Annotated in this window: 24 protein-coding genes; 15 read left to right on the top strand and 9 right to left on the bottom strand. The window is 66.7% G+C overall.

What is annotated here, in order from left to right:
* Positions 1-112: 112 nt before the first annotated feature.
* Positions 113-1426, bottom strand: a complete 1314-nt coding sequence (locus OOK07_RS20625; RefSeq protein WP_266797880.1) for a hypothetical protein — start codon at positions 1424-1426, stop codon at positions 113-115.
* 372 nt (positions 1427-1798) lie between these two features.
* Between OOK07_RS20625 and OOK07_RS20620 the strand changes: the two genes are divergently transcribed.
* Both OOK07_RS20620 and OOK07_RS20615 read left to right on the top strand, forming a co-directional pair.
* Entirely contained in the window at positions 1799-2749 is a 951-nt protein-coding gene (locus OOK07_RS20620) for a competence protein CoiA family protein (protein ID WP_266797878.1), read from the top strand.
* Entirely contained in the window at positions 2750-3181 is a 432-nt protein-coding gene (locus OOK07_RS20615) for a hypothetical protein (protein ID WP_266797876.1), read from the top strand.
* A 32-nt stretch (positions 3182-3213) separates the two neighbouring features.
* Here OOK07_RS20615 and OOK07_RS20610 read toward each other — a convergent pair whose 3' ends face one another.
* The 3 genes from OOK07_RS20610 to OOK07_RS20600 all read right to left on the bottom strand — a co-directional run bounded on the left by OOK07_RS20610 (position 3214) and on the right by OOK07_RS20600 (position 5503).
* Positions 3214-3495, bottom strand: a complete 282-nt coding sequence (locus tag OOK07_RS20610; protein WP_266797874.1) for a hypothetical protein — start codon at positions 3493-3495, stop codon at positions 3214-3216.
* Positions 3496-3644: 149 nt separating this feature from the next.
* Positions 3645-4559 carry a hypothetical protein gene (locus tag OOK07_RS20605; protein WP_266797873.1) on the bottom strand — a complete coding sequence of 305 codons (915 nt, stop codon included), beginning with the start codon at positions 4557-4559 and terminating at the stop codon, positions 3645-3647.
* A gap of 452 nt (positions 4560-5011) precedes the next feature.
* Complete coding sequence (locus tag OOK07_RS20600) at positions 5012-5503, bottom strand: hypothetical protein (RefSeq protein ID WP_266797871.1); 492 nt, start codon at positions 5501-5503, stop codon at positions 5012-5014.
* Positions 5504-5786: 283 nt separating this feature from the next.
* Between OOK07_RS20600 and haaT the strand changes: the two genes are divergently transcribed.
* The 5 genes from haaT to OOK07_RS20575 all read left to right on the top strand — a co-directional run bounded on the left by haaT (position 5787) and on the right by OOK07_RS20575 (position 11012).
* Entirely contained in the window at positions 5787-8567 is a 2781-nt protein-coding gene (gene haaT / locus OOK07_RS20595) for a cyclophane-containing RiPP biosynthesis TPR protein HaaT (protein ID WP_323182978.1), read from the top strand.
* A gap of 155 nt (positions 8568-8722) precedes the next feature.
* Positions 8723-8914, top strand: a complete 192-nt coding sequence (gene haaA / locus OOK07_RS20590) for a HaaA family cyclophane-containing RiPP peptide (RefSeq protein ID WP_266797869.1) — start codon at positions 8723-8725, stop codon at positions 8912-8914.
* A 13-nt stretch (positions 8915-8927) separates the two neighbouring features.
* Entirely contained in the window at positions 8928-10085 is a 1158-nt protein-coding gene (locus OOK07_RS20585) for an FxsB family cyclophane-forming radical SAM/SPASM peptide maturase (protein ID WP_266797867.1), read from the top strand.
* Positions 10086-10170: 85 nt separating this feature from the next.
* Positions 10171-10650, top strand: a complete 480-nt coding sequence (haaN, locus tag OOK07_RS20580; protein ID WP_266797866.1) for a cyclophane-containing RiPP N-acetyltransferase HaaN — start codon at positions 10171-10173, stop codon at positions 10648-10650.
* Positions 10647-11012, top strand: a complete 366-nt coding sequence (locus OOK07_RS20575; protein ID WP_266797864.1) for a hypothetical protein — start codon at positions 10647-10649, stop codon at positions 11010-11012. The genes haaN and OOK07_RS20575 overlap by 4 nt, the downstream gene beginning before the upstream one ends.
* 10 nt (positions 11013-11022) lie before the next feature.
* Here OOK07_RS20575 and OOK07_RS20570 read toward each other — a convergent pair whose 3' ends face one another.
* The 4 genes from OOK07_RS20570 to OOK07_RS20555 form a co-directional block, all read right to left on the bottom strand.
* Positions 11023-11319, bottom strand: coding sequence for a glycosyltransferase (locus tag OOK07_RS20570; protein WP_266797862.1), 297 nt, complete (start codon positions 11317-11319; stop codon positions 11023-11025).
* Positions 11316-12098: a hypothetical protein gene (locus OOK07_RS20565; protein WP_266797861.1), complete on the bottom strand. Its 783-nt coding sequence runs from the start codon at positions 12096-12098 to the stop codon at positions 11316-11318. The genes OOK07_RS20570 and OOK07_RS20565 overlap by 4 nt, the downstream gene beginning before the upstream one ends.
* On the bottom strand, positions 12095-13021 hold the full coding sequence (locus tag OOK07_RS20560; RefSeq protein WP_266797859.1) for a TauD/TfdA family dioxygenase: 927 nt from the start codon (positions 13019-13021) through the stop codon (positions 12095-12097). Before OOK07_RS20560 ends, OOK07_RS20565 begins: the two co-directional genes overlap by 4 nt.
* A gap of 92 nt (positions 13022-13113) precedes the next feature.
* Positions 13114-13662 (bottom strand): ATP-binding protein, encoded by a 549-nt coding sequence (locus OOK07_RS20555; protein WP_266797858.1) that lies wholly within the window; start codon positions 13660-13662, stop codon positions 13114-13116.
* A gap of 232 nt (positions 13663-13894) precedes the next feature.
* Between OOK07_RS20555 and OOK07_RS20550 the strand changes: the two genes are divergently transcribed.
* Both OOK07_RS20550 and OOK07_RS20545 read left to right on the top strand, forming a co-directional pair.
* Positions 13895-14776, top strand: a complete 882-nt coding sequence (locus OOK07_RS20550) for a helix-turn-helix domain-containing protein (protein WP_266797856.1) — start codon at positions 13895-13897, stop codon at positions 14774-14776.
* Entirely contained in the window at positions 14773-15015 is a 243-nt protein-coding gene (locus tag OOK07_RS20545; protein WP_266797854.1) for a DUF397 domain-containing protein, read from the top strand. Before OOK07_RS20550 ends, OOK07_RS20545 begins: the two co-directional genes overlap by 4 nt.
* Positions 15016-15235: 220 nt before the next feature.
* Here OOK07_RS20545 and OOK07_RS20540 read toward each other — a convergent pair whose 3' ends face one another.
* A complete protein-coding gene (locus tag OOK07_RS20540) occupies positions 15236-15838 on the bottom strand; it encodes an HAD family hydrolase (RefSeq protein WP_266797852.1) in 603 nt (200 codons plus the stop codon).
* A 299-nt stretch (positions 15839-16137) separates the two neighbouring features.
* Between OOK07_RS20540 and OOK07_RS20535 the strand changes: the two genes are divergently transcribed.
* The 6 genes from OOK07_RS20535 to OOK07_RS20510 all read left to right on the top strand — a co-directional run bounded on the left by OOK07_RS20535 (position 16138) and on the right by OOK07_RS20510 (position 22281).
* A complete protein-coding gene (locus tag OOK07_RS20535) occupies positions 16138-16794 on the top strand; it encodes a hypothetical protein (protein WP_266797851.1) in 657 nt (218 codons plus the stop codon).
* A complete protein-coding gene (locus OOK07_RS20530; protein ID WP_406312063.1) occupies positions 16782-17816 on the top strand; it encodes a hypothetical protein in 1035 nt (344 codons plus the stop codon). Before OOK07_RS20535 ends, OOK07_RS20530 begins: the two co-directional genes overlap by 13 nt.
* A gap of 145 nt (positions 17817-17961) precedes the next feature.
* Positions 17962-20040 carry a hypothetical protein gene (locus tag OOK07_RS20525; protein ID WP_266797848.1) on the top strand — a complete coding sequence of 693 codons (2079 nt, stop codon included), beginning with the start codon at positions 17962-17964 and terminating at the stop codon, positions 20038-20040.
* The gene (locus OOK07_RS20520; RefSeq protein WP_266797847.1) at positions 20030-21055 is read left to right on the top strand and encodes an NHL repeat-containing protein; all 1026 of its coding nucleotides are present in this window, start codon (positions 20030-20032) and stop codon (positions 21053-21055) included. Before OOK07_RS20525 ends, OOK07_RS20520 begins: the two co-directional genes overlap by 11 nt.
* A gap of 17 nt (positions 21056-21072) precedes the next feature.
* Positions 21073-21357 (top strand): hypothetical protein, encoded by a 285-nt coding sequence (locus OOK07_RS20515; protein ID WP_266797846.1) that lies wholly within the window; start codon positions 21073-21075, stop codon positions 21355-21357.
* 249 nt (positions 21358-21606) lie between these two features.
* Positions 21607-22281, top strand: a complete 675-nt coding sequence (locus tag OOK07_RS20510) for a hypothetical protein (protein WP_266797845.1) — start codon at positions 21607-21609, stop codon at positions 22279-22281.
* Positions 22282-22366: the final 85 nt, after the last annotated feature.

The following is a 22366-nucleotide window of genomic DNA, read 5'->3' as shown; positions in this document are numbered from 1 at the left end:
GAAAGGGCCTGGTTGATCTCGTCCGCCAACGCTCGTCGGGCATGGCCCTGAGATGTGCGACTGGCTCGGCGGCACTCGCAACGACGCCGTCTCCGAAACGGGGCGCTGTGGCTTACAACGGTGCTCCGCCATCGGCCGGTTCGGTGTCCGCAGGTCCGTCCCATTTCTTCCACGCAGCCAGAGCCCGCTCCCCTTGAGGGCCGCGCCACCTCATCCGCTCGATCTGCTTGTTTCCCAAGGACGATCCGGAGATCTGCCTGTTGCCGGCGCACGCATCGAGGAGGTTTTCCATCTGCTCATCCGTCATCGAGTGGACAAGGCCGTTGAGGACGTTGAGTACCGCTGCCCCACCCTCGTAGGAGCCAGCCTTCGAAGCTAGCTGGATCAACGCGGGAACCAGTCGCGGATCGGGGTGTTCCCCGAAGTACTGGGGCAACGCCCCCGTCATACCGGCCAGCGCACCTGGTCTGGTGATGTCCGGAAGCCTGTTCAGCAGCATGTCGTCGATGGGGGCGGGAGGAAGCGGACCGAAAAAGAGCATGTGGGTCTGCACTAGGTCCAAGGGCTTGACGACGCGCAGCAGCTCCTCCACTCGGCCCCTCGTCCCGGAATGCAAGGCGTCCCACGTGCCCGGTACGTAGCAAAGGCCGGCGACCAAGGCCATGAGCCCGTCATCGTCGAGAAGGTTCTGAGCGGGGCCCAGGACGACGCGGAGCTGTTCGTCAAACAGGGTTGGGGTGATCTTCTGCAGCTCCCGTGCTGCGCGAGTGCTGCGCCAGCGCTTCTCCAGCGGCCTTTCCGGCTTGAGGGTGTCCTTGCAGACGACCTTGATCAGATTCTCCTTCAGTGCCTTCGTCCCGTGGTCCATGTAGCTGTGGCGGAGGTGGGCATTGAGACGCTGGTCGTCCTTGGGAAACGAATCCGAGTCGATTTCCTTACCAAACCGCTCGATCGCCTTGCGACCTGTTACCGCCGGATGTGACAGCAGTGCGTCTACTGCTGACGTCAGGTGTGCACGTACGAGTTCGGGTGATGGGGAGAACAGCTCTTCGTTGTCCGAGACGTAGGCTGGGTGGGCGCACAGGTGCCGGTCGTTGTAGAGGCGCGTTAGCTCCTCCGCCTCCCTGGCCCCGATCAGCTCCAGATCCTTGTGAGCCCGGGTGACGAGGTTGCGTTCGAACGTCTGGAGAGCGGCGACGTGGTTCCCCTTGATGGCGCCGTCCAGTTCATCCCGGAGCTGAGCGGCCCTGCCGCCTTCGTCGGCGAGAAGCCGGATTTTATCGATGATGTCCGCCGCTACCGCGATCCAGATTGAGATCAGCGCGGCGCGGTAAGCACCGGCGCCGTATGCGGCCACCGCCTCCTCTGCGTAGCGGCGCGAGGTCAGCGACCGTACCTGGTTCTTGATGTCCTCTAACGCGCGCATGCCCACCCCTTTGTGAAGACCAACAGCCAAGCAGGGTAGAGACATTTCTCGGGCAGCGTGCGGTCAACCTTGCTTCCGAACCCCGTCCCGGTCGACGCCGGTACGGCGTCAAGGGCTGCCCCGCGCACGTTCAGCCATGGCACGCCACACTGGGCTGCGGGGCAGGGGGAAGGACTTCGGGTTGGGGGCTGCTTCGGGCTTCCCACGCCGCCTGGCCCCACTTCGGTGTCACCCCTCAGGGCAGGGCCGTTGCCTCGGCTCTCCGCGGTCGCCTGCAGTGAGCGGAGGAATAGGGACTGTCAGTGCCGCCTGGTATCTGCTGTCGTATCAGGTAGGCCGTGATATACGCCGGATCGGCAGGAGAAGCGATTCATGCCCTTCACCGCACTACACCCCGATGCCGGACGACTCGACGCCACGCAGCTCGATCTTGGGTGCGCGATGGACTGGACCCAGATCCACAAGTTGCGTCCCCGCGCCCCGCTCACCTGCCCGGAATGCTCCTGGGGCGTCCATGCCAAGGTCTCCCGATACGGCGTGCGGTTTTTCTGCCATGACCCGGGACGGCCGCCATCATGCGAGCTGTCGAACGAGTCGTGGGAACACCACATGCTCAAGCTGGAGTTGGCAGGCGCGATCCGTGCGGCCGGGTGGTATGCCGAGTTGGAGGTCCCGGCTGAGGATGGCTCATGGCGGGCGGATGTCATGGCGTCCTCGCCGGACGGCACGCAGCGCATGGCCTGGGAGGCGCAGTTGTCCCCGATAACGGTGGAGGACATCCGGGCCCGCACCGCCAGCTACCGGGCCGAGAAGATCGCGGTGTGCTGGGTCAGCCCGCATAAGAAGCCACCGCAGTGGATGGGCACGGTGCCGGGCGTACGGGTGCGGGCCCCGGAGACCGAGGGCGTCTGGGCGGTGGACGACGGGGTCGCAGGGTTCGACTACGCCGCCGGCGGTTGGACGTTCCGAGAGGAGGAGCTGCAGACATTCGTCCGATGGGTATTGCACTGGCAGCTCTCGCCCTGCCGAAGTCTGCCGCGCTACCGACGGGTGACCCGTGTGGTCGAGGATAGGCGCTGGGTGTCCCTGCGGGACTTGTGGTGGACCTCCCGGCAGTCGGCACGCGCCCAGACCGAACATGAGGAGATGCGCCAGCGCCAGGAGAAGGCGAAGCAAGCGCGCGAAGCCCGCAAGAAGCAGCAGGAGGCGGAGGCCGAGCGACGCCGCAAAGAGCTGGAGGAAGCGGATCGGATCCGCCGCGCCGAGGAGGCCGCGCTCCGACGGAAGGAACAGGAGGGGCACAACCGCGTTCTCTTGGAGTAGATGCGCGAGCGGTGGGCCGAGAAGGAAGCACTCCGCGCCAGTGAACAGGCCGAGCAGGAGGAGAAGGAGCGGCAGGCCCTGGAAGCAGCGAGGGCATGGTGGGGCCGGCTGTCTCGACAGCAGATCGAGGAGTTGTTCGCTGCCGTCGCCGAGCTGGCCTGGCGGGAGGAACAGCTGCGAGTGGAGATCCCAGAGCAACCGAACATGGCGGCGCACTTCGCCTACGGCGTGCCGGTGTACTCCCGGGGGCGCTACCACGCGCTTTACGGCATCGTGCGCCCATGCCCAACCCTCGTGTCGCTCTCACCGCAGCTGTCATACCACCGAGCTTTCGTCCGCAACGCCCAGGAGGCGCAGGAGTTCGGTGAGACGTTGGCCGGCCGCATCACACACCTCGGCCTACCTGATCACGAGCAGCTGACCATGTACTGAGATTGAGGTCGAGACTGCTGCATGATCGGGAGTCAGCTGGCGTTCTCCTCGTTGCCCAGGTGCCGCATCGCATATTGGAGCTCGTCAGGATGCCGCGCCAGTCGCGCCATCACCCAGGCGGTGCGGGTGTCCATGCCCGGCCCGAACTTGGCCTTCAGGCGGTCGGCCTGCCACGTCGTTCGAGGCGCGAGCACCCAGCGCCAGAGCTGGAGCCGTATGTGGCCGGTGCGGGCGGCCGTCCCTCCTGTTGGTCTGGGCGCATTGTGCGGAGGCGGGCCGGTTTCGTCCGGTGCGTTCGTTGTCTCGTCGGACACGTCGTGAGTGTTGCGGCGTAGTCGACCCCTACGGAGCCGACCAGCCTTGCGATCACTGGAAAGGGCGACAAAAGCCGCTTCTGTTGACGCCCGATGCGGCTGCACCGGCGCCGGCTATGCGGTGTCGTCCGACCGCCGCGCAGGTGCCCTCAACTGCGCACGATGGCCGCCTTGGAACTGACAACAGGGAGTGGACTGTCGTTCGTGACCGACGGGAGCCTCTTCATGGTGCGGCCTTCGAGCCATGCATTGAAGACTTCAACCAGCAGACAGAATTGCTGGTGTGGTGAGGGGCGGTTTGCGGCCTTCACCGCTGCCATGGCATGAATGCGTTCACGCAGGTGATAGATCGGATCGTTGGCCGTCAGGCCCGTGCCGTCCACGATCCGATGGAAGAATTCATCGGCAATCGCCGGATAGGTAGGGTCGGCGCGAGCAATATGCCACCACGCGCAGCCGAGGGTTGGTAGGCCGATGGCACCCTTGAATCGGCGATACGTGGAGCGCGAGACAGACACGCAGTCCCGGATCATGGGATTGGCGTTGATGAAGTCGACCAGCTCGTACCCGGACGGGCCGGGTACCCCGTCCCGCCTGCCACCCTGTTTGCGGCACTTTTTCTCGTTTTCCAGTCGATGGACCCAGCGGGCGACGGTTTCAAGTTTCAGCGCGTTCTGCTCGCCGTTGAGGGCCAACGTCTCGTGCACCTTCCGCGCACGACCGGTGTCTGTGTACTGCTGCGCCTCGAAATCGATCCCTACCGCAACGCCGACCACGAATGACTGTCCGGAGTCGACGATGGCGCCGAGCCGGTGCTGTCCGTCGATGGTTAGCGCCCAGGCGTAGTCCGGGTGGTGACCGAACTTCAAGGTATCGCCTGTTGTGACGAAGCGATGGTCCTGCATCGCCTTGGCATGGAGGGCGCGAGCGTGCGGCACCATCTTGCGATTGTGCAGGTTCCGTTCGTTGAGAAGGATTTCCGCCATGCGAGGCGTCGCCGTGACGAAGGCGATGTCCGGAGTGCGGCTGTCCAGACGAATTTCTCCCCCTCCGTGCCGGGGCAAGGCCAACAACGTAGGGCGCCTCATCTGAGGGGCTGACTCCGGCGTAAGCCTTCCTGCGGTAACCGTGCTCATAATCTTGTCTGATCTTCCTGCCGGATGGTTTTCGCCTGCTCGTACGGAGGCTTAACGGGCGCCCCTCGGTCGGCGGATCCGGCCGCCGACCTTGCGGGTGAACCATCGCCCCCCGGCGGCACCCAACCGAGGCCGGTTGACCAGGGCTTTCCTTTTCGGGAGTCCATATGGCGCAGCAGCAGTCATCCGATCGTTTGTCATCACATCCGGTGATCAATACGGCTGCTGCTTGTCGCCGCCCGGAGACCACACGCTCCACAGACAGCGGCGCAGGAGATGGGGTGCTTGCCCGAGGCCCAGGTGTACTGCTCGGCGCGATCCACTCGATGGCTGAGGTTCCCACACCCGGTGAGAGCCACGAGTTGCGACTGCGTGGCGCCTTACACGCGGGCGGGTACTCCCGCGAGCCCGTCGTCCCCTTCGTCGTTGTCGCCGCGCTTCTTGCGTTCCCGTGCTTCGTCGAGGCTGTCGATCGTCACGCGCAGGGACTCGGTGAGTGCTTGGGCGGTCTCGGCTCCGGCTGATGCGCCTGGTAGTCCCTCGATGCGCAGTCCAGTTGCTGTCTGCGCAGCGGAGTAGCCGAGTTCTTGGAGGATGCCGGCGAGAGCGTGGTGGAGGTACGCGCGGGCAGCTCGATGAAGCACTCCGGCTCGTCCATCGGCAAGGCCCTCGATTTGTTCGCGAGCAGCGGCGCTCCGGGCGGTGGTCGAGACGAACCATTCGATCGACGCGGCCCTTGTGCCCGCTGGCGTAACGAGAATGCCGACGGCTTTGTCGCGGTTGTCCGTGCCGGAGACCGGAAGCCCTATGCCGGTGAGGAGCGCTTCCAGCTCCGTCGAGATCTGGTTGCCGTCGTGACGGTGCGAGCCCATGAGGCGACCGTAGTGGCCTGGTCAGGGCCAGATCTGGGAGCGAGCGAAGTTCACCCCATGGGGGCGGTGAAGGGCTGGAGGTGGACGGTGCTGTAGTCGGGTCGTGCTGGGCCTCCTGCCGGTCTACTGGTGTAGTGCCGCTCCCTTGGCGTGAGGCGTCCTTGACCGCTTAGCGTGCGCCTGATGCGCTTGGACGGTTGGGTATCGATTTCGGGGGTCCCTTGGTGTCCAGGCTGGTTCCACCTGCGCTCTCACGGTTCGCCGGCAGCGGCACGGTGAGGGTATGAGGCTCCGTCGAGGCGTGGCGATTGCCGCGGTAGCCGGCGGCGGCGCGGTGACCACGATGCTCGTGGGCTTGGTCACGAACGCGGTGTCGGCGCAGTCGCGTTGGCCCTCCTGGCTGGGTTGGTTACAGGAGCACCCCTGGTTGTCGTTCGTCGTGTTGGGGGCGGTCACGGCCGGGCTGACGGCGTTGCTCGCTGCCCTGGACGATCGCCGGGCGCCGGGGCGGAGCCCGGAGCCGACGGGGCGTACAGACGATGCGTCGGGTCCGCCTGGCGCTGCGCTGGTTCTGCGCTCGCTGCCGCGCGACACGACGGCGTTCACCAACCGCACCGCCGAGCTGGAGTCGCTGGTCCGCTCGGTCCATGCGGCGCAGGAGGCAGGTGAGGTGCTGCCAGTCCATGTGATCGACGGAATGCCTGGAGTCGGGAAGACGACCTTCGCCGTTCACGCCGGGCATGTGCTCGCCGAGCGGTTCCCCGACGGGCAGCTCTTCGTGAATCTGAACGGGCACACCACGGGCCGCAGCCCAGTACAGGCCACTGAGGCTCTCGCCTCTCTCCTCACGGCCGCCGGGGTGCCGACGCAGCAGATACCCGTCGGTGACGACGTGGGGGCGATCACGGAGGCGCGGGCCGCGATGTGGCGCAGCCGACTCTCGGGCAAGAAGGCGCTGCTCATCCTCGACAATGCCGCCAGCTACCGACAGTTGGAGCCGCTCCTCCCGGGCGGGAGCGACTGTCTCGTGCTGGTGACCAGCCGCAAGCGGCTGGCCGCGCACGAGGAGGTGGTGCTCCCCGTGCAGGCGCTGCCGCCGGATCACGCGGTCGACCTGTTCGTACGGCTCAGCGGGCGGCCAGTGAACGCGCTTGACCGGGATTTACTCAGGGAGTTGGCTCGGCTGTGCGGGTATCTGCCGCTTGGGGTGTCGTTGCTCGCGGCGCGGTTGCGGCATCACCCGTCCTGGAGCTCCGAGGACCTGCGCGAGCGGCTGGTGGCGGCCCGGCACCGGTTGGGAGAGCTGCGCGCTGGTGACCGCGCGATCGCCGCTACGTTCGATCTCTCCTATCGGGACCTCGCTCCCGAGCAGCAGCGCTTCTTCCGGGGGCTCGGCTTCTACCCCGGCACAGAACTCGATAGGTACATCGGAGCAGCCCTGGGTGAGGTCTCGGTGGCCGTGGCCCGTGAGCAGCTCGACGCGCTCTACGACGCCCACCTGATCGACGAACACCCCGGCAGCCGCTACCGGCTTCACGACCTCTTACGCGACTATGCCCGCGGTCTCGCTGACGAAGGGGACAGCATGGACCACGTACAGGCCGTTCAGCGTGTGTGCACCTACTACCTCGCCGCTCTCGCCGTCGCGAACGAGCACATCGTCCGCAGCGGCGCGCGCGTACAGCCTCCGCCGGACGACGCGGCGCAGATAGAAACCCTGGTCATGGAGTCGCGTGCCGACGCGCTGAGCTGGCTGGAGACCGAGCGGCCCAACGTCCTGGCCTGCATCCGGCAGGCGAACAGCCTTGCGCTGCACGACCTGGTGATCCGGCTGGCCGCGGCCATGGCCCCCTTCCTCAGGCAGGCCGGCCCCTGGGACCAGGCCGTCGGCCTGCACCGGACTGCCGCCGAGGCCGCCCGGCAGACCGGCGACCAGCGGGCGCTGGCCGACGCGCTGGCCGAACTCGGCGTCATACGGCGCTTCATGTCCGCCTACCCCGAGGCGACCGAGGCCCTGAACGATGCGGTGACGCAGTACGACGCGGTCGGCGACCGGCGCGGCAAGGCTGACGCCCTCAACCAGGCCGGGATCGTCTGGTACCTGACCGCGGACAACGCCGCGTCCGCCCGCGCCCAGACCGAGGCCCTCGCCCTCTACCGCGAGGTCGGCCACCGGCTCGGACAGGCCAACGCCCTCGCCGACCTCGGCATGGTGCGCCGCCAGACCAGCGACTTCGACGCGGCCGTCGAGGCCCAGTCTGAGGCCCTGTCGATCTACCGCCAGCTCGGCGACCGGTACGGGGAGGGCAACTCCCTGCGGGATCTGGGCGTCGTGCACTGCCTCATGGGTGAGTACGAGCGGGCGATGCAGCGCCACCGCGAAGCGTTCGACCTCTACGCGGATCTCGACGATCGCGTCCACCAGGCGTACGCCCTCAACGAGTTGGGCGTGGTGCGCCGGCTCACGGGCGATCTCGACGGCGCCCGCGAAGCCCACACGCAGGCTTTGGAGTACTACGTCGAGCTCGGCGAGCGGTTCGGGCGCGCGAACAGCATCCGCCATCTCGGGGTGCTGGATCGTCTGTCCGGGGACGCGGCAACCGCGGTCGGGGTGCTGGAGGAAGCCTTGCAGGTGTACCGCGATCTTGGCATCCGTGGAGGCGAGGCCGCCGCGCTCGGCGAGCTGGGGGCCGCGCGCTCGGTCTGCGGCGAACGGGACGGTGCTGCTGAAGCGTTCGGGCGGAGCCTGGAGATCCTGCGTGAGCTCGGCGACCGCAGCGGCGAGGCGGAGGTGCTCAACCACTGGGGAGAGCTGCTGCGTACGTCCGGCGAGGCGGCTGCCGGGCGCGAGCGCTTCGAGCAGGCGCTGGGGCTGGCCCGGGCCATCCGTTGTCCGTTGGAGGAGGCGCGGGCCCTGGAGGGCGTCGGGCGGTGCGTCTGGATGACCGATGGCACAGGCGATGCCGTCGAGCTGCTGCGCCAATCCATCCTCGTATACCGGCGGTTGGGCCTGGATGCGACGGCCGACGGTATCGAGCAGCTTCTCGTGACACAGGCAGGGTGAGCGCTCTCGTCTGCTTCCGGAGACCGGATCATGTGGCCAGAATCCGTATGCCGTCCTGCCCCGCAGGACTGCTACGTTGCCGAATGATCTGTCGCTTCAACTACCGCCGTCGTCCCGCGTCGGGTCCCCGTCGCGTACTTCACGAGGAGTGTTGAATGACACCGCCCCCGAGCATCCCCGGATCGCACGACGTCGCGCACTCTGCACCGGAGACGGCGTCCAACAACGCGGTCCTGGACCGTGTCGCTCACCGTGTACGGCAGCGCCTCATGGCTGAGCAGGCCGCGACGAGCCGCATCGGCGACGGCGCGCACGCAGCCTCGCTGATCTGGCCCTGGCCGTTCTGAGTCGCAGCGGTAGATGCCCCAACTCCACATCCCCTTCAGGTCATTCATCCTCAAGGTCGCGAACCGCTGCAACATCGACTGCGACTACTGCTACGTCTTCAACTCCAAGGACCAGGCGTGGCGGAACCTGCCCGCCCGGATGAACCTGGACGTGGCCCGGGCGGCTGCCCGACGGATCGGTGAGCACGCCGCGGGGCACGGGCTGGGCATCGTGCACGTCATCCTGCACGGCGGTGAGCCGCTGCTCGCCGGGCCGCGGCACATGGCGGACTTGCTCGGCGTCGTGCGGGAGGAGATCCCGTCGGGCACGGAGGTCCGCTTCGAGCTGCAGACCAACGGGACACTGTTGTCGGAGGCATGGCTCGACCTCTTCGAACGGTTCGGGGTCACCGTGGGCGTCAGCCTCGACGGGCCGGCGACCGCGAACGACCGGCACCGGCTCACCCACTCCTCCCGGTCGAGCGCCGCCTCCGCCGTACGCGGCATCCAGCTCCTGCGCACCCGACCGCACCTGTTCGCCGGGCTGCTCGCCGTGGTGGACCTGGCCAACGACCCGGTCGAGGTCCACGACTACCTCGCCTCCTTCGAACCGCCCGCCATCGACTTCGGACTCCCGCACGGCACCCACGACGACCCGCCGCACCGCGACAACCCGGACGTGCCCGAGTACGGGCTGTGGATGAGCCGCGTCTACGACGCCTGGCTCGCCCGCTCCGAGCACCGGCACAGCGTCCGGATGCTGGAGGACATCGCCGCCCTCGGCTCCGGTGTGCGCGGCTCGGTGGAGACGCTCGGCCTCGCCCCGCCGACGAGCGTCGTCGTCGAGTCCGACGGCACCATCGAGGGCGTGGACACCCTGCGGTCCGTCGAGGAGGGCGCCTCCTGGCTCGGGCTCGACGTCTTCGGGCACTCCTTCGACGAGGCCCTCGTCCATCCCAAGCTTCAACACCGGCTGTACGGCAGGGAGGCGCTCGCGGAGAAGTGCCAGGGCTGCCCGCTGGTGGAGGTGTGCGGCGGGGGCTATCTCCCGCACCGTTTCAGTACGGCCCGCGGCTACCGCAACCCCTCCGTGTACTGCGCGGACCTGGAACACCTCATCCGCTACGTCCAGGACTCCCTGCGCCGGCACGGCTGGGATCAGCCGACCGCGTCCGCCGCGTCCCCTCCATAGCCGTACCGCACCGCGGCGACGTGTGCGGACGTTGGAGTCAGAGAGCCGAGCGAAGAACAAGAAGAACAACAGGAGATGCATGCCGATGAGTACGACGATCCGCCCCGCCGACAAGGGGGACGCCGTCGCCCTGGCCGCACTGATCGAGGAGATCGAGCGGTTCTACGGGTCGACCGAATTCCAGCCCTTCGAGGAACGCCAAGCTCAGGTCGAGGAGGCTCTCTTCGGTTCCCCGCCGCTCGCCTCTGCGCTGGTCGTCGAGGACGAGGCGGGCGACCTCGTGGGGCTCGCCGCGTACTCGTTCCTCTGGCCGGCGGCGGGCTCCACGCACTCCCTCTTCCTTAAGGAGCTGTACGTTCGCGACACCCTTCGTCGACAGGGCGTCGGTGCCCAGCTCATGAAGGAACTCCGCGCCCTCGCCGCCGCCCGTCCCGGGTGCAGCCGCGTCGAGTGGATGACCGACCACGACAACCCGGACGCCCGCGCCTTCTACCGGTCGCTCGGGTTCGCCGAGTTCGACGGGAAAATCGTCTACCGCGTGGACGCGGGAGCGGCCCTGGAATGAGCAACGCCGTACAGGACGAACGGTGTGAGGAGTGCGGCAGCCGGATCGTCATCGGGCTAGGGTGCGACTGCCCGCCGGATAGTCGCCTGCCGACGACACGACCCGCGTCGCAGACGCGAGAGGAGTGGCGGCGCTTCCCAGCCGACACCGTCCTCATCTCGCCCACGCAGTACGCGCACCGGTCGGGATGTCCTCACCTCACCGAGGAGCTGGTGAAGCCGCCGCGCTGGGGCTGGATTCCCGATCCGGCGCCCGGGCTCTGGGACCGTCTCGGTATCAGCCACCCGGCTGTCGCCACACAGGGCAACACCGCGCGACGCGCGATCAAGCGGTGCCCGGACTGCGAAGCGGCCTTGTCGTGACCTGAGATCGTCAGACGGCCACGCTCAACAGGACCTCCGTCAGACGGTCCGCGGCATCCGGACGTCCCAGGGTGCGGGCCTGCTGGGCCGTGTGTCGACGTTGCTCGGGGGAGGCGAGGATTGGGCCGACCGACGCGCGAAGGCCCTCCGGCGTGACCACCTTCTTAACCAGCGCGACCGCGGCATCCGCCTGCTGCAGGTGGAGTGCGTTGTGCTCCTGCTCGTTGCCCGCTGACGTGGCGAGGGGGATCAGGACGGACGGCTTACCGAGGGCAGCGAGGCGGCGGTCGAAGCCGGTGCTGGTCATGGCGTGGGGGCTTCCGTTCCGGCGGGCGCCGGGTCGGTGCCCGGGACAGCGGACATTCGGACGTGGCGGAAGACATCACGCAGCCGGACCTTGGTGAGGAGCCGCCCGACGCGCCATGGGGTGGTTCCGAACTGGCGGAGATACGTGGACAGAGTGTGCTGCTGGGCGGGGGTGAGGACGAATTCCCGTACGCCCTCCTCGACGCGCCGGAAGCGGCGGGGATCGCGTACGTCCTCCCGGTTGCGCGCGGCCGCCAGGAAGCGGTTCAGGTTGAAGCGCGCGGTCTGGCACAGGACCTCGGGCGGGTCGACGCGGAAGATCTCGGAGAGCATCAGGCGGTGGTACTCCGCGCCCTCACGCACCAGCGCCTCGATCAGGCTGCCGCCACCCACACCGACGCCGGCCTCGCGCAGGGCCGCCAGACATGCGCGGGCGGCCACGTCCGCGGTGTCCCCCAGAGCCTCGGAGAGGATCCGGGTCCGGTACGTGTAAAGCAGGTTGTTGCCCAGGCGGCCTTCGACGTACTGGTCGGTCTCGTCGATCGCATGCGTCAACAGCGCCGCGCGGTCGTTCCACAGATGGTCGCCGGTCTCTGCTTCGAACTCCTTCAGGACGGCCGACAGGGTCGGGCCGTGGTCCATCGCCCGTGCCAGCTCCAGCCACCGCATGGGTGATACGCCGTGTGCGCGCAGGAGGGCGAGGAGGACGGCGAAGATGCCGCCGTTGGGGTGGGCCGGCGCGACGACGGCTGGGGCGGGCAGCGGCACGGGCCTGGTCACGACAGTGCCTCCTCGCGGCGCAGGAAAATCTGGAGGAGCAGTTGGCGTTCGTCCTCGGGGACGTCTTCCTCGCCGTCTCCGAGCGCCTCGCGGCCGTGGCAGCACAGATGCTGGTTCACGATCAGCAGGTCGCCTCGCCTGAGCGGGAACCTCCGTTGCCCGCTGGCGAGTTCGCGTTCCAGTGCGCGAGCGGCCTTGGTGTACGGGTCGTCGGGGTCGGCGTCGGCGAGCATCTTCGCCGTGAAGCGCACGAAGCCGCCGAGCGGTGAGTGCCCGTCGATGACTGGGAAGGGCGACCATTCCCTACCGACGCCGCTCAGGTCGTGGAAGGCGACGCCGTCCTCGTACTTCGGATGGCTGAGCAGTTCGGCGTCCCCATAGCTGAGTCGGTCCACGGCCCGGCGGACCTGCGAGACGAGGCTGTGGCCCTGGCCCTTCGGGTCCGGGCGTACACAGAACAGGGCGCTGTAGTCGGGCGGCCAGGTGGAGTTGACGACGTCGATGTGCATCGGGTCGTAGCCGGAGCCGGTGGCCCGCATCGGGTCGACGGCGAGGTTGGTACCGAGGGGCTTCCACAGCGGCCAGCGGTCGAAGGCGCGCAGCGGCCTGGCGATGAGGGAAAGCAACCCGGTGATGGCACGCAGGCCGTCGTCCTGCGTGTCGACGGCGTCGAGGAGTCCGCCCAGTTCCAGGACGACGAAGCCCTCACTGCCGAGGGCGTTCAGCAGCCACTCGCAGGTCGCCGCGATCACCGAGACGCTCGACAGGCCGGACAGTGTCCGGCGGTAGCGCTGGGCGATCTCCGGCGACAGGAGACCGTCCTTGAGTTCCCACTCGGGAAGGATCGTCGTGCTCTTGGCGAGCTCGGCGACGAATTCCGGCGCCAGGCTCAGGCGGTATTCCGGCAGCGGCGGTGTCGGCATGGCACTCCTCGGGTCGGAGGTGTGTGATGAACGGTGGTGTACGGAGAGGAAGGGGGGCGCAGGCATTGAGGCTCGCTGCGGTGGGGCCTCGATCACCTCGCCCGTAGCCCCAGCTCCCGGCTCGGCGCCTCGTGGCCCTGGTTCTCGGACGGGACCGGAACACGACACGGGAAGACACACCAGGCCACCGTTCCGTCAGCGCTGAAGCCCCACTTCCCGCCGAGCTCTTCGATGAGGGCGTCCACGAGCCACAGGCCGCGTCCGTTCTCCTCGTCCACGTCGGCCTGCTTGGGGCACGGGACCGCGGAGGGGGAGTGGTCGTTGATTTCCAACCGCACGTGCTCATCGGTGTGTCTCAGGCGGAGGCTGACCGTGGAGCCGCCCCCGTACAGGACCGCGTTGGTGGCCAACTCCGAGATCACCACTGCTGCGGAGTCGACCCGCGCCGCCGGCAAGCGGCACATGTTCCGCAGCCACGCGGCCCCGATCCGCCGGGCGTGCTCGACCATCGCCACCTCCCGCACGAAGGCGATCTCGACCGGCGACGGGTGCCTCGCGAGTGAGGGAGTCGCCGACGCGGCGCGGGCATCGCCAGTGGCCGCAGGAGCGGGTAAGGCCGTCGTCGAAACCTTAGGCGCCATCGCCCAGTCCTTCCGCAGGTCAAGGGGGTTCAGGAGCGCTGAGCGCTCTCCGTGGCTCAACCACCGTGCCCTGTGGGAAAGTTGCTTCGCAACGAAAAGGCTCTGGAAATTTCACCGCGAACGAAAATGGCACATGACACCGCAAGCGCATGGTCTGTTGCGGCGCGCGTAACGCGTGTCAGACTTCGCGCATCGCGGCTTCGGCGAACGCATGCGATGGAAAGGCGAGCACATGGCAGCCACACCCAGGCCGACCGTGCGGCGTATCGAACTCGGCTACGAGTTGCGTCAGTTGCGCGAACGCGCCGGGATGACGCTTGAGGACGTCGCCGGAAGCGGCGCCGTCCGAGGGCTATACGTCACCAAGCTGCACCGCGTCGAGAAGGGGCTCCAGGTCCTCCGCAGCGCCGGTGATCTGCGCGCGCTGCTGGAGCTGTACGGCGTGACCGACGACCGCGACGTCGAGCAGCTCCTGGGCATCCAACGCGACGGCGCGAGCCAGGACTGGTGGACCCCGTTCCGGTCCACGATGCCGTCCGGCATGCCGCGCTTCGTCGGTATCGAGACCGCGGCACGGGAGACGTGGGCTTTCCACCCGGCGCTCGTCCTCGGCCTGCTTCAGACAGAGGCGTACGCACGCGCACTCCACGTCCTCGTCAAGTCGATCGAGGAGACCACGACCGAGTTCATCGACCGAAACGTCCGGGTGCGCCTGAGGCGCAAGGAAGCACTCACGCGAGACGAGCATCCACTGCGGTTGAGGGCAGTGCTGTACGAGCCGGCCCTGCGATACGTCGTCGGCGACCCGGATCTGATGCGGGAGCAGTACGAGGAGATCGCGAGACTGGCGTCCCTGCCCAACGTGAGCGTTCAGGTGCTCCCGCAGAACCTCCGCGGATACCTCTCCGTGCACGACTTCACGGTGCTGCACCTGGACGACGGAATGCCGACCTCGGTGCAGGTGGACAACGCGTGGGGCGCCGCCTCGGTGTCCGACAAGCCGCGCGAGGTCGGACGGTTCACCCGCAAGTTCAACGCCCTCACGGCGTCGGCGCTGCCGCCGGAGGACACGCCCGAATTCCTGCAACAACTCACGCGAGAGATCACCAAATGACCCACACCGGTACCCACATGGCCCCCGAGTTCACCGGCGCCGGAGCGCGCTGGCTCAAGTCGTCGTACTCCGACGGCTCCGGCAACAACTGCGTGGAGGTCGCCGACCTCGGCGGGACGGCGTACGCCGGCGTCGCGATCCGTGACAGCAAGACCCCTCAGGGCCCGGCGCTGCTCGTCGCCCCGGCGTCGTTCGCGACGTTCATACAGGACATCTGCCAAGGGCGAGACGGAAGGTAACCGCACAGCGGTCGAGCGGCACCCCAGGTGACCGCTCCACAGCGAAGTGCCCGACCGCCTCAGACCCATTGCTCCGGGCAGCGGTGGCTCTCCTCAGACGCGTTGGACGCGATTGAGGAGAGCCACCCGCACGTTGTGCCGCTCACCGCCAATCACGCCTTCCGCCGGGAGTAGTTGCGGATGATGGCCCGGTGGGTGGTGGGACGGCGGCGCGATGGGTTCAGTCCGGCGGCAGGAATTCCTGGATGCGGGCGAGGGTGTCGCCGGTGCTTGTGTGCACGTGACCGGCCATGCCGAGTGACCTGGCGGTCGCGACGTGTCCTGGAGTGTCGTCGATGAAGAGCGTCTCTGCGGGACGGGCGCCCAGACATTGGAGGGCCGCTGCGTAGATGCGCGGATCGGGCTTGGCGTACCCGACTTCGCAGGACAGGACGATGGCATCGACCATGTCGAGGAGACCGGCGTTTGCCATTCTGGTGCGCATCTGGGGCCAGGTGTTGCTGACGATGGCGGTCTTCGCGGAGCCGCGGAGGGCGCGCAGGCCCTCCACGAGGGCGTCGTCCCAGGTCTCCCTGGACGCCAGGTCGTATCGGATCGCGTTGATCAGGTCGGGGCCGATGCCGCGCCAGTCTCGGACGACGTTCCACCAGGTCTCCTCGGTGGTGCGGCCGATGAGCACCTGGTCGTCGTTTCCGCCGAAGAGTGCGGCGAGGAAGGCTTGTGGAGATATTCCGAGCTGGGTGCTCCACTCGGTGACGGCTGCGGTCAGGTGGTTGGGGACGAGGACGCCGCCGATGTCGATCAGGATCGCGGGGCGGTTCACGCGGCGACCGCTGCACACGGCCTCACGGCCGTCAGGCGTCCGAAGCTCGTGCCGTGATTCGGGTACCGGGCGTGTTCCATCCGGGGCTCCTGGGGCTCGTGTTCGACCGGTACGGCCATGTTCACAGACTTCGTTGCGTTACGAAACAGTGACCATGCGGCACATCTGCCCGCGGTAACTCCTGCCCGGATTTGCCCGGTTGAGCGACCGGGCTTGACGTAAACCCGCCTGGTGTCACCCAAGTCCCGCCGATAGCGTTGGCACACTTGTGAGAACCCTCGCCCCACCGGGAGCCATCCGTGAACCGCCGCCCCGCTCTGCTCGCAGCCGCCGCGCTGACCGCTGTCGCGGCCTTGTCGCTATCCGCCTGCGGGAGCGGCGATGACAGTTCCAAGGGCAACGACAAGATCGCAGGGGCCGACACGGGGAGTGAGGCATCGACGTCGCCGACTCCATCAGCATCAACTGCAGTTGACCGGCCGAAGATCAAGCTGCCCTCGGACGTCACGTACGACTTTGCGTGGAAGACGACGGGGAACGCCGACAAGGACGCCGTCCTGAGGGACGTTGAACAACGCGTCAAAGCCGTGGACATGGCGATCGCCGACCAGGACGCCCTCGACAAGGCTTACCTCTTCTACACCGAGGGAACAGGGGCGGCCGGAACTCAGCGGTACATCCAGCAGTACATCGACCACAAGGCTCGCACGACAGGGCTCACGCGGTTCTACAACGAGACCGTGACCGTCAAGGACGACGGCACCGCGTCTCTCGTGTACTGCGGGGACCAGAGCAAGGCGTACAACAAGTACCTCAAGACCGGCAAGACCGACGTGACGCCGGTGACCAAGAACAGCTACGTGATCTACGCCAGCGTCCTGCGCAAGACCAACAACGGCGTCTGGGTTACCGAACGCATGACGTCGCAGAGGGGGAGCTCCAAGTGCCAGCCCTGATCTACAGGAGTCCGTGGGTCCTCGCCGTAGCTCTCATGGCTGCGCTGGGAATTTCCTCACCCGCGCAAGCGGACCAGGGATGGGGCGGTAGCACGGACAACGGCTCGAAGAAGTCATCCGGCGCAGTGGACGGCGACAAGCTCTCGGCGGGTGTCGTCTACGACCTTTCGAAGAACGGCTCAGGGCAGTCCGCCGGCCCGGTGGCGTCGACGACATCCTGGACACCGCCGGCCTGCTGGTACGCCCCGAAGTACACGCCCGCACAGCTCAAGGCATACCTCGAGCCGATCTGGAACGCCGAGTCGACGGGGTCCCAATGGGACCTGGAGCAACGCAACAAGTATGAAAAGGGCGGCGAGACCGCCGGCACGTACAAGGACTTCAACAAGGACAAGACTGGCAAGGGCTACTGGTGGGACTCGTACGTCAACGAGGACTTCCCGCCCGGCTGGGACAAGTGCACCAAGCCCATCTTCTGGGTGGACAAGGGCGATTCCCCACCCGCCGACATCAAGAACGCCGTCACCCCGGAGATCCTCGCTCAGCTCGCGTACGCCGAGATCCGCGTCCCGTCGACAACGGTCAAGCTCGCACCCGACGGCACCACGAAAGTGAACCTGCCGACCTGGGCCTGGCTGGACGCCGCCGAGTTCAAAGCGGTCTCCGTCACCGCGTCCGTGCCGGTGCTCGGCATCCAGGCGACCACGACCGCCGAACCGGCATCGCTGAAGATCGAGCCTGGCACGGCCGACGCCACGACGTACCCCGCCTCCGGCGTCTGCGAGATCAACAACGGCCGCATCGGCGTGGCGTACGCCAAGGGCAAGGCGGACCAGACACCGCCGTGCGGCGTGGAGTACCTGCGATCCTCGGGTGACGGTTCGTACCCGCTCAAGGCCACCATCACCTGGAAGATCCACTGGACCGGCACTGGCGTGAACGGCGAAAAGACCTTGCCGGACGGCACCTTCGGCGCCACCCAGGACGTCGTGGTCCAGGAGATCCAGTCCGTCAACCGCTAGACCATGAACGGAAGGGCTGCATGCGAGCGACGTTCCCATGCCGGCTGCTCCCGTACCACCAAGCACGTGGCAATAGCCACCGTCCTCAACAGCCGCGGCCGCAGAACTGAGCCGACACGAACAGGAACAGAAGGTCAGCGTATCCATGGGGGAGTACGTCGGTGTCGATCCGGTACGTGTGCGAAAACTCGCTGACAGGCTCAAGGACCTGGAAGACGCGCTGGCCAGACACGGGGCGCTGATCCGTAAGAACTTCAAGGCGTGGGACAGTGGCCTCGATCTGTCCTTGCTGGCCCAGCAGACGCGCGCTGTGGGTGATGACGCCCGCGACATGTCCAAGCGTGCCGATCTCGCCCGCAACCTGGAAGAGGTCGGCGACGCGACCGGCCTGTGCACACCAGACGGGAACATCATCAACATCCCGTGGGACATGAAGGACGTCGCCGCGCAGAGCGCCAAGGAGGCCGGTCAGGAATCCGCGACCCTCAAGAAGGCGCTCGACGATCCCAAGGCTCCGGGCGCACGCGAGGACATCGAGGCAATCGGCCGCTCCCTCGCCGACCATCAGGACGACCCCGCCTACATGAGAGCGTTCATGATTTCTGGCGGGATCACCTATGCCGCAAAGGTAGCGGGCGTCCTCCACGGGCTGGACGGGACGCACAACGGGGCCGTGTTCAGCAAGGATTCGGAAAGGGTCCTCGCTGAGTTCGGTCAGGCCACTCGGGTCATGAGCAGCATCGCCGTCAAGGGCGACTATCCTCACCCGGCACCCAACTACCTCGCTGCACTGACCGACCCGTCGGACGACGGCGTATGGTCCGTCGGCATGCTCTTCAAGTACGGCCCGAAGGGCGACGAGTGGGACCCGAAGGTACTGTCCGATGTCGGTGGGGCGATGCTGGACTGGCGTGCCAAGCAGTCAGGCCGGAACGCGATGCGGCCCAGCTACATGCCGCAAATCGGAAGCAGCGGCACGTACGGCTATTACACGTCACCCGGCATCCACAACTGGTATCAGTCGCTCGGTCTGGACCCGCAGTTCACCGACCCCGACAGCGGCTCGCAGCTCACCGCGGCGATCGAGGCCAACGACCCGGCGCTGGCCCTGATGAACCGCATAGGCGAGAACCCACAGGCATCACGCGACCTGCTCACTCAGCCCGACGGTTCGGGCCTGCGCAACGCCCGGCAACTGGTGGACTACCACTGGGAGACTCCGGGCCCCAAGGGACCGATCGACGAGTCCGACGCAGTGCGCCGCATCCTCACCCTCGCGGCCAATGACCGCAGTCCTGATCACGTGGATCAGTCCGGTCAGGCGGCGAGCAACATCCTCATTGCGGCGGCGAAGGAGAAGGACATCTTCTTCAATCGCGACGACGCCGAGAAGAAGGAACAGTTCCAGACCTACCCCAAGGGCACCGCCGTCGCCCTGGCTGGCATCGCAGGCACCTGGGCCGACCAACTCGGCGCCACCAGCATGCTGGCAGGCCCCGACTCGCACGGCTACTCCCGCCATGTTCTGGGCTCCAACCCGGAAGACCTGGTCGATGTCATGGAGCTGTTTGTCAAGGACAACCCCGACGCTGCGGCCATGTTCGACACCACGCTGCACGCGCAGGTCTCGGAGGCGGCCGGCAGCGCGCATGCCACCAATGACCTCACCAACATGGGGAATGTCGCCGGATTGTTCACAAAGGCGAAAGTCGGCGTCAGTTACACCGAGGCGCAGCAAGTGGACGAGGAGCACAAGCACAACCTGATGGTTCTCAACTATGCCGGGAACATCTTCGGGTGGATCCCCGCTCCGTCGGCCCCCGACGGAGAGACGCTGCAGGGTGTGGCCAAGCTAGCCGCAAAGGGCCTCAAGTACTCCCAGAATCTGGTCACCGTGGGAAGAACGATCATCGCCCCGGATAAGGATCCGTTCTCCACGGGCAACGCGGACAAACTGGAGGCGCTCAACCAGACCCAAGCGAAGCAGCAGTACCTGACCTTCTCTCCGGCGATCGCGCAGGGGCTGATCCGCGCGGGCAAGGTTCCGGCTCCGGATCCGGCGAACGCGTCCTGGTACGCCCCTCGGACCAAGACCGTCGCTGCGAATGCCTGGAACAACGGCGACTTCAACAACTGGTCCTCGATACAAGACGATCGGGCGACCTACATCAACGCTTTCCAGAGCGGCTTCTCCCACGCTGAGGTGTCACCTGATGGCAAGTAAGATCCGAGCATGGACGCGGCGCGTCCTCATTCCGGCGGCCGCGCTGACACTGCCGCTCGCCGCCTGCTCGTCAGGCGGCCACGCGCAGGCTGTCCTCCCTGATCCGGAGCAGGGCAAGGTGACCTCCTTCGCCCTCGGCAAGCTGAGCACGAGCTACGACGTCGATGACGCCGTTGCCGGAAGCGCCTGGAGCAGCTCCCTGGCCTGGGACCGCTCGGGCAATGTCTACATGATGAACGCCGGCGGGAACTTCGACATCCTGCGCATGACGCCACAGGGGAAGGTCAGCCGCTTCGCGCACGTCGCGTATCCAGGTGCTGCCCACGGCGTGGCAGCCACACCCGATGGTGGCGTGATCATCGGCGGAGACAGCGGTCTGATCCACGTCAACCGCAAGGGCGCCTTCGGCCCCGTGCCGACCTCGCATCAGTTCGTGGAGCCAAGGCCGATCGGAGTGCGTCCCGACGGCTCGGTCATCATCTTGGACGGCAAGAGCGTATGGGCCCTCAAGGATGGCAAGGCGACTTCGCTCTACGGCAGTCACGGCGGGAAACTCGCGGTGTTCGGCACCGTCGATGCATCAGGAACCGCCTACGTCCAGCTGACCGGCCAAACCTTCGCCGATATGCTCGTCCTGCCCTTGGGCCAGGCCCCGCACCGCCTGCGGATCTCCGGCAACGTGTCCGGCAGCCGTATACCGATCTCGGCACTTTCCCCGCAAGCCTTGGCTCCTGCCCGCGGAGGCGGCTTCTACGCAAGAGGCGTGTACTCCGTCGGTAACACCGCGAAATACACCTCGTACGTAATTCTCGTTCAAAAGACGACCGCCACCGCACTCATCAAGGCAACCCACGATCACAACTGCCCGGTCGGCAAACAGTACCCCGCCCTCGACAGTCCCTGCACCATGCCATGGTTCGTCACGCAAATGGGTGACCGACTACTCGTCATGGGAACCAACACAATGTCCGGTAAGACCATTCCTGCACTCGTCGTCCGCGCCGACACTAAATAGGGGAGTGAGCCTCACTCATGGGCATACCCCAAGAAGACCGCCTCGACTACATGTGCCGTCAGGACATGAACGCGATAGAGAACGCGGTAAGCGATGTTCGCACCGCCATGGAGAACGTCGAGAAGATGATGCCGAAAACCTGGATCGGCAAGAAGGCGGACAACTGGCGGGCCGATCACGAAGGCCGTATGAAGCGACTGAAGACCCTTTTCGACTCCTTCCCGGCGGAGGAGAATCACTTGGTGGAAAAGGCGCGACAGGACCAGGCGAAAATGGACAGAAAGATGCACGGGGGAGGTTAATAGCGAGGAAGTCCCCTCCCGAAACTTGCCCCGCCATATCTGCATCGAAGTACCCTCGAATCAAACCTGTCGGACTCAGGGCGCGAACGTGCGGTCGAGTGAAGGTCTATTGGCTCTGCGCAGCCCCTTTCCTGACAAGGAATCAGACATTCCGGGATCAGGAATGCGCCACGCAGGAACGCGACGTTCGAATCGCCCCTCTTGATCTGGAGGCTGTCCCCACCAGTCAGCCGTGATCAAGGGGGTTTCATGCGCAATGCGCATCACAGACGCATCTTCGCCGCAGCCGTAACCACGGCCGCGGTGCTGCTCGTGCTCACCGACGCACCGGCGAACGCTCAGCCTTCCTCCCCGGCCGCGACGTCGCTCTCGAACCCCGACACCACGGAACTCGCCCAGCTCGCCGAGGGGTATCTGCAGCAGCGGGCCGACATGCTGACGACAACCCGTCCGACGGTGAGGACTGCGATCGCCCGCGTGCAGGCCACGAGCTCCATGACCGCCCGGGTGCAGGATGATCTCGCCGCGCTCCCGGAGAAGGGCAGGCGGTACGAGGAAGTCGACGGCGGCTACACGAGGGCGCAGGTCGACGTGAAGGTCACCGACACCACCGTTTCCGGTCAGACAGCGACGCTCCAACTCACCGAGCACACACGCCTCTACCTGCGGTTCACGGCGCAGGAGGTCGAGCAAGGAGCGCCGGAGTACGAGGAACTGTCGCTCCCCCACATGGTGAAGTACACCCAAGGCACCGACGGCACGTGGCTGTTGTCGTCCGACAAGGCCGATACGGAGGGCGGCCCGGCGCCGACGACACAGGTTTCCGACGCGGACGTCGACGCCGGCACGTACGACGGGGGGCGTAAGGCGGACGAGGACGAGGGGAACAAGAAGGTTGATCGTGTGTCATTGAAGTTTGAGTGATCTAGGCATGACGGAGTCTGACGCGACCGTGATGGCCTGGTATGCGGTGGGCGAACCTAACGCCTGCCCGCCGTGGAACGTGTGG

The sequence above is a fragment of the Streptomyces sp. NBC_00078 genome, from assembly GCF_026343335.1.
In the GTDB taxonomy this organism is placed as follows: Bacteria; Actinomycetota; Actinomycetes; order Streptomycetales; family Streptomycetaceae; genus Streptomyces.
The sequence above is the reverse complement of the archived record's forward strand: the minus strand, read 5'-3'. Positions and strand labels throughout refer to the sequence as shown.

What these genes read in the sequence shown, in the direction of transcription:
- OOK07_RS20520 (WP_266797847.1), top strand. Translation starts at nt 20,030, where the DNA reads ATGGCAAGTAAGATCCGAGCATGGACGCGGCGCGTCCTCATTCCGGCG.
- OOK07_RS20510 (WP_266797845.1), top strand. Translation starts at nt 21,607, where the DNA reads ATGCGCAATGCGCATCACAGACGCATCTTCGCCGCAGCCGTAACCACG.
- OOK07_RS20525 (WP_266797848.1), top strand. Translation starts at nt 17,962, where the DNA reads ATGGGGGAGTACGTCGGTGTCGATCCGGTACGTGTGCGAAAACTCGCT.
- OOK07_RS20545 (WP_266797854.1), top strand. Translation starts at nt 14,773, where the DNA reads ATGACCCACACCGGTACCCACATGGCCCCCGAGTTCACCGGCGCCGGA.
- OOK07_RS20560 (WP_266797859.1), bottom strand. Translation starts at nt 13,021, where the DNA reads ATGCCGACACCGCCGCTGCCGGAATACCGCCTGAGCCTGGCGCCGGAA.
- OOK07_RS20620 (WP_266797878.1), top strand. Translation starts at nt 1,799, where the DNA reads ATGCCCTTCACCGCACTACACCCCGATGCCGGACGACTCGACGCCACG.
- OOK07_RS20575 (WP_266797864.1), top strand. Translation starts at nt 10,647, where the DNA reads ATGAGCAACGCCGTACAGGACGAACGGTGTGAGGAGTGCGGCAGCCGG.
- OOK07_RS20615 (WP_266797876.1), top strand. Translation starts at nt 2,750, where the DNA reads ATGCGCGAGCGGTGGGCCGAGAAGGAAGCACTCCGCGCCAGTGAACAG.
- haaN (WP_266797866.1), top strand. Translation starts at nt 10,171, where the DNA reads ATGAGTACGACGATCCGCCCCGCCGACAAGGGGGACGCCGTCGCCCTG.
- OOK07_RS20585 (WP_266797867.1), top strand. Translation starts at nt 8,928, where the DNA reads ATGCCCCAACTCCACATCCCCTTCAGGTCATTCATCCTCAAGGTCGCG.
- OOK07_RS20515 (WP_266797846.1), top strand. Translation starts at nt 21,073, where the DNA reads ATGGGCATACCCCAAGAAGACCGCCTCGACTACATGTGCCGTCAGGAC.
- haaA (WP_266797869.1), top strand. Translation starts at nt 8,723, where the DNA reads ATGACACCGCCCCCGAGCATCCCCGGATCGCACGACGTCGCGCACTCT.
- OOK07_RS20600 (WP_266797871.1), bottom strand. Translation starts at nt 5,503, where the DNA reads ATGGGCTCGCACCGTCACGACGGCAACCAGATCTCGACGGAGCTGGAA.
- OOK07_RS20550 (WP_266797856.1), top strand. Translation starts at nt 13,895, where the DNA reads ATGGCAGCCACACCCAGGCCGACCGTGCGGCGTATCGAACTCGGCTAC.
- haaT (WP_323182978.1), top strand. Translation starts at nt 5,787, where the DNA reads ATGAGGCTCCGTCGAGGCGTGGCGATTGCCGCGGTAGCCGGCGGCGGC.
- OOK07_RS20625 (WP_266797880.1), bottom strand. Translation starts at nt 1,426, where the DNA reads ATGCGCGCGTTAGAGGACATCAAGAACCAGGTACGGTCGCTGACCTCG.
- OOK07_RS20555 (WP_266797858.1), bottom strand. Translation starts at nt 13,662, where the DNA reads ATGGCGCCTAAGGTTTCGACGACGGCCTTACCCGCTCCTGCGGCCACT.
- OOK07_RS20570 (WP_266797862.1), bottom strand. Translation starts at nt 11,319, where the DNA reads ATGACCAGCACCGGCTTCGACCGCCGCCTCGCTGCCCTCGGTAAGCCG.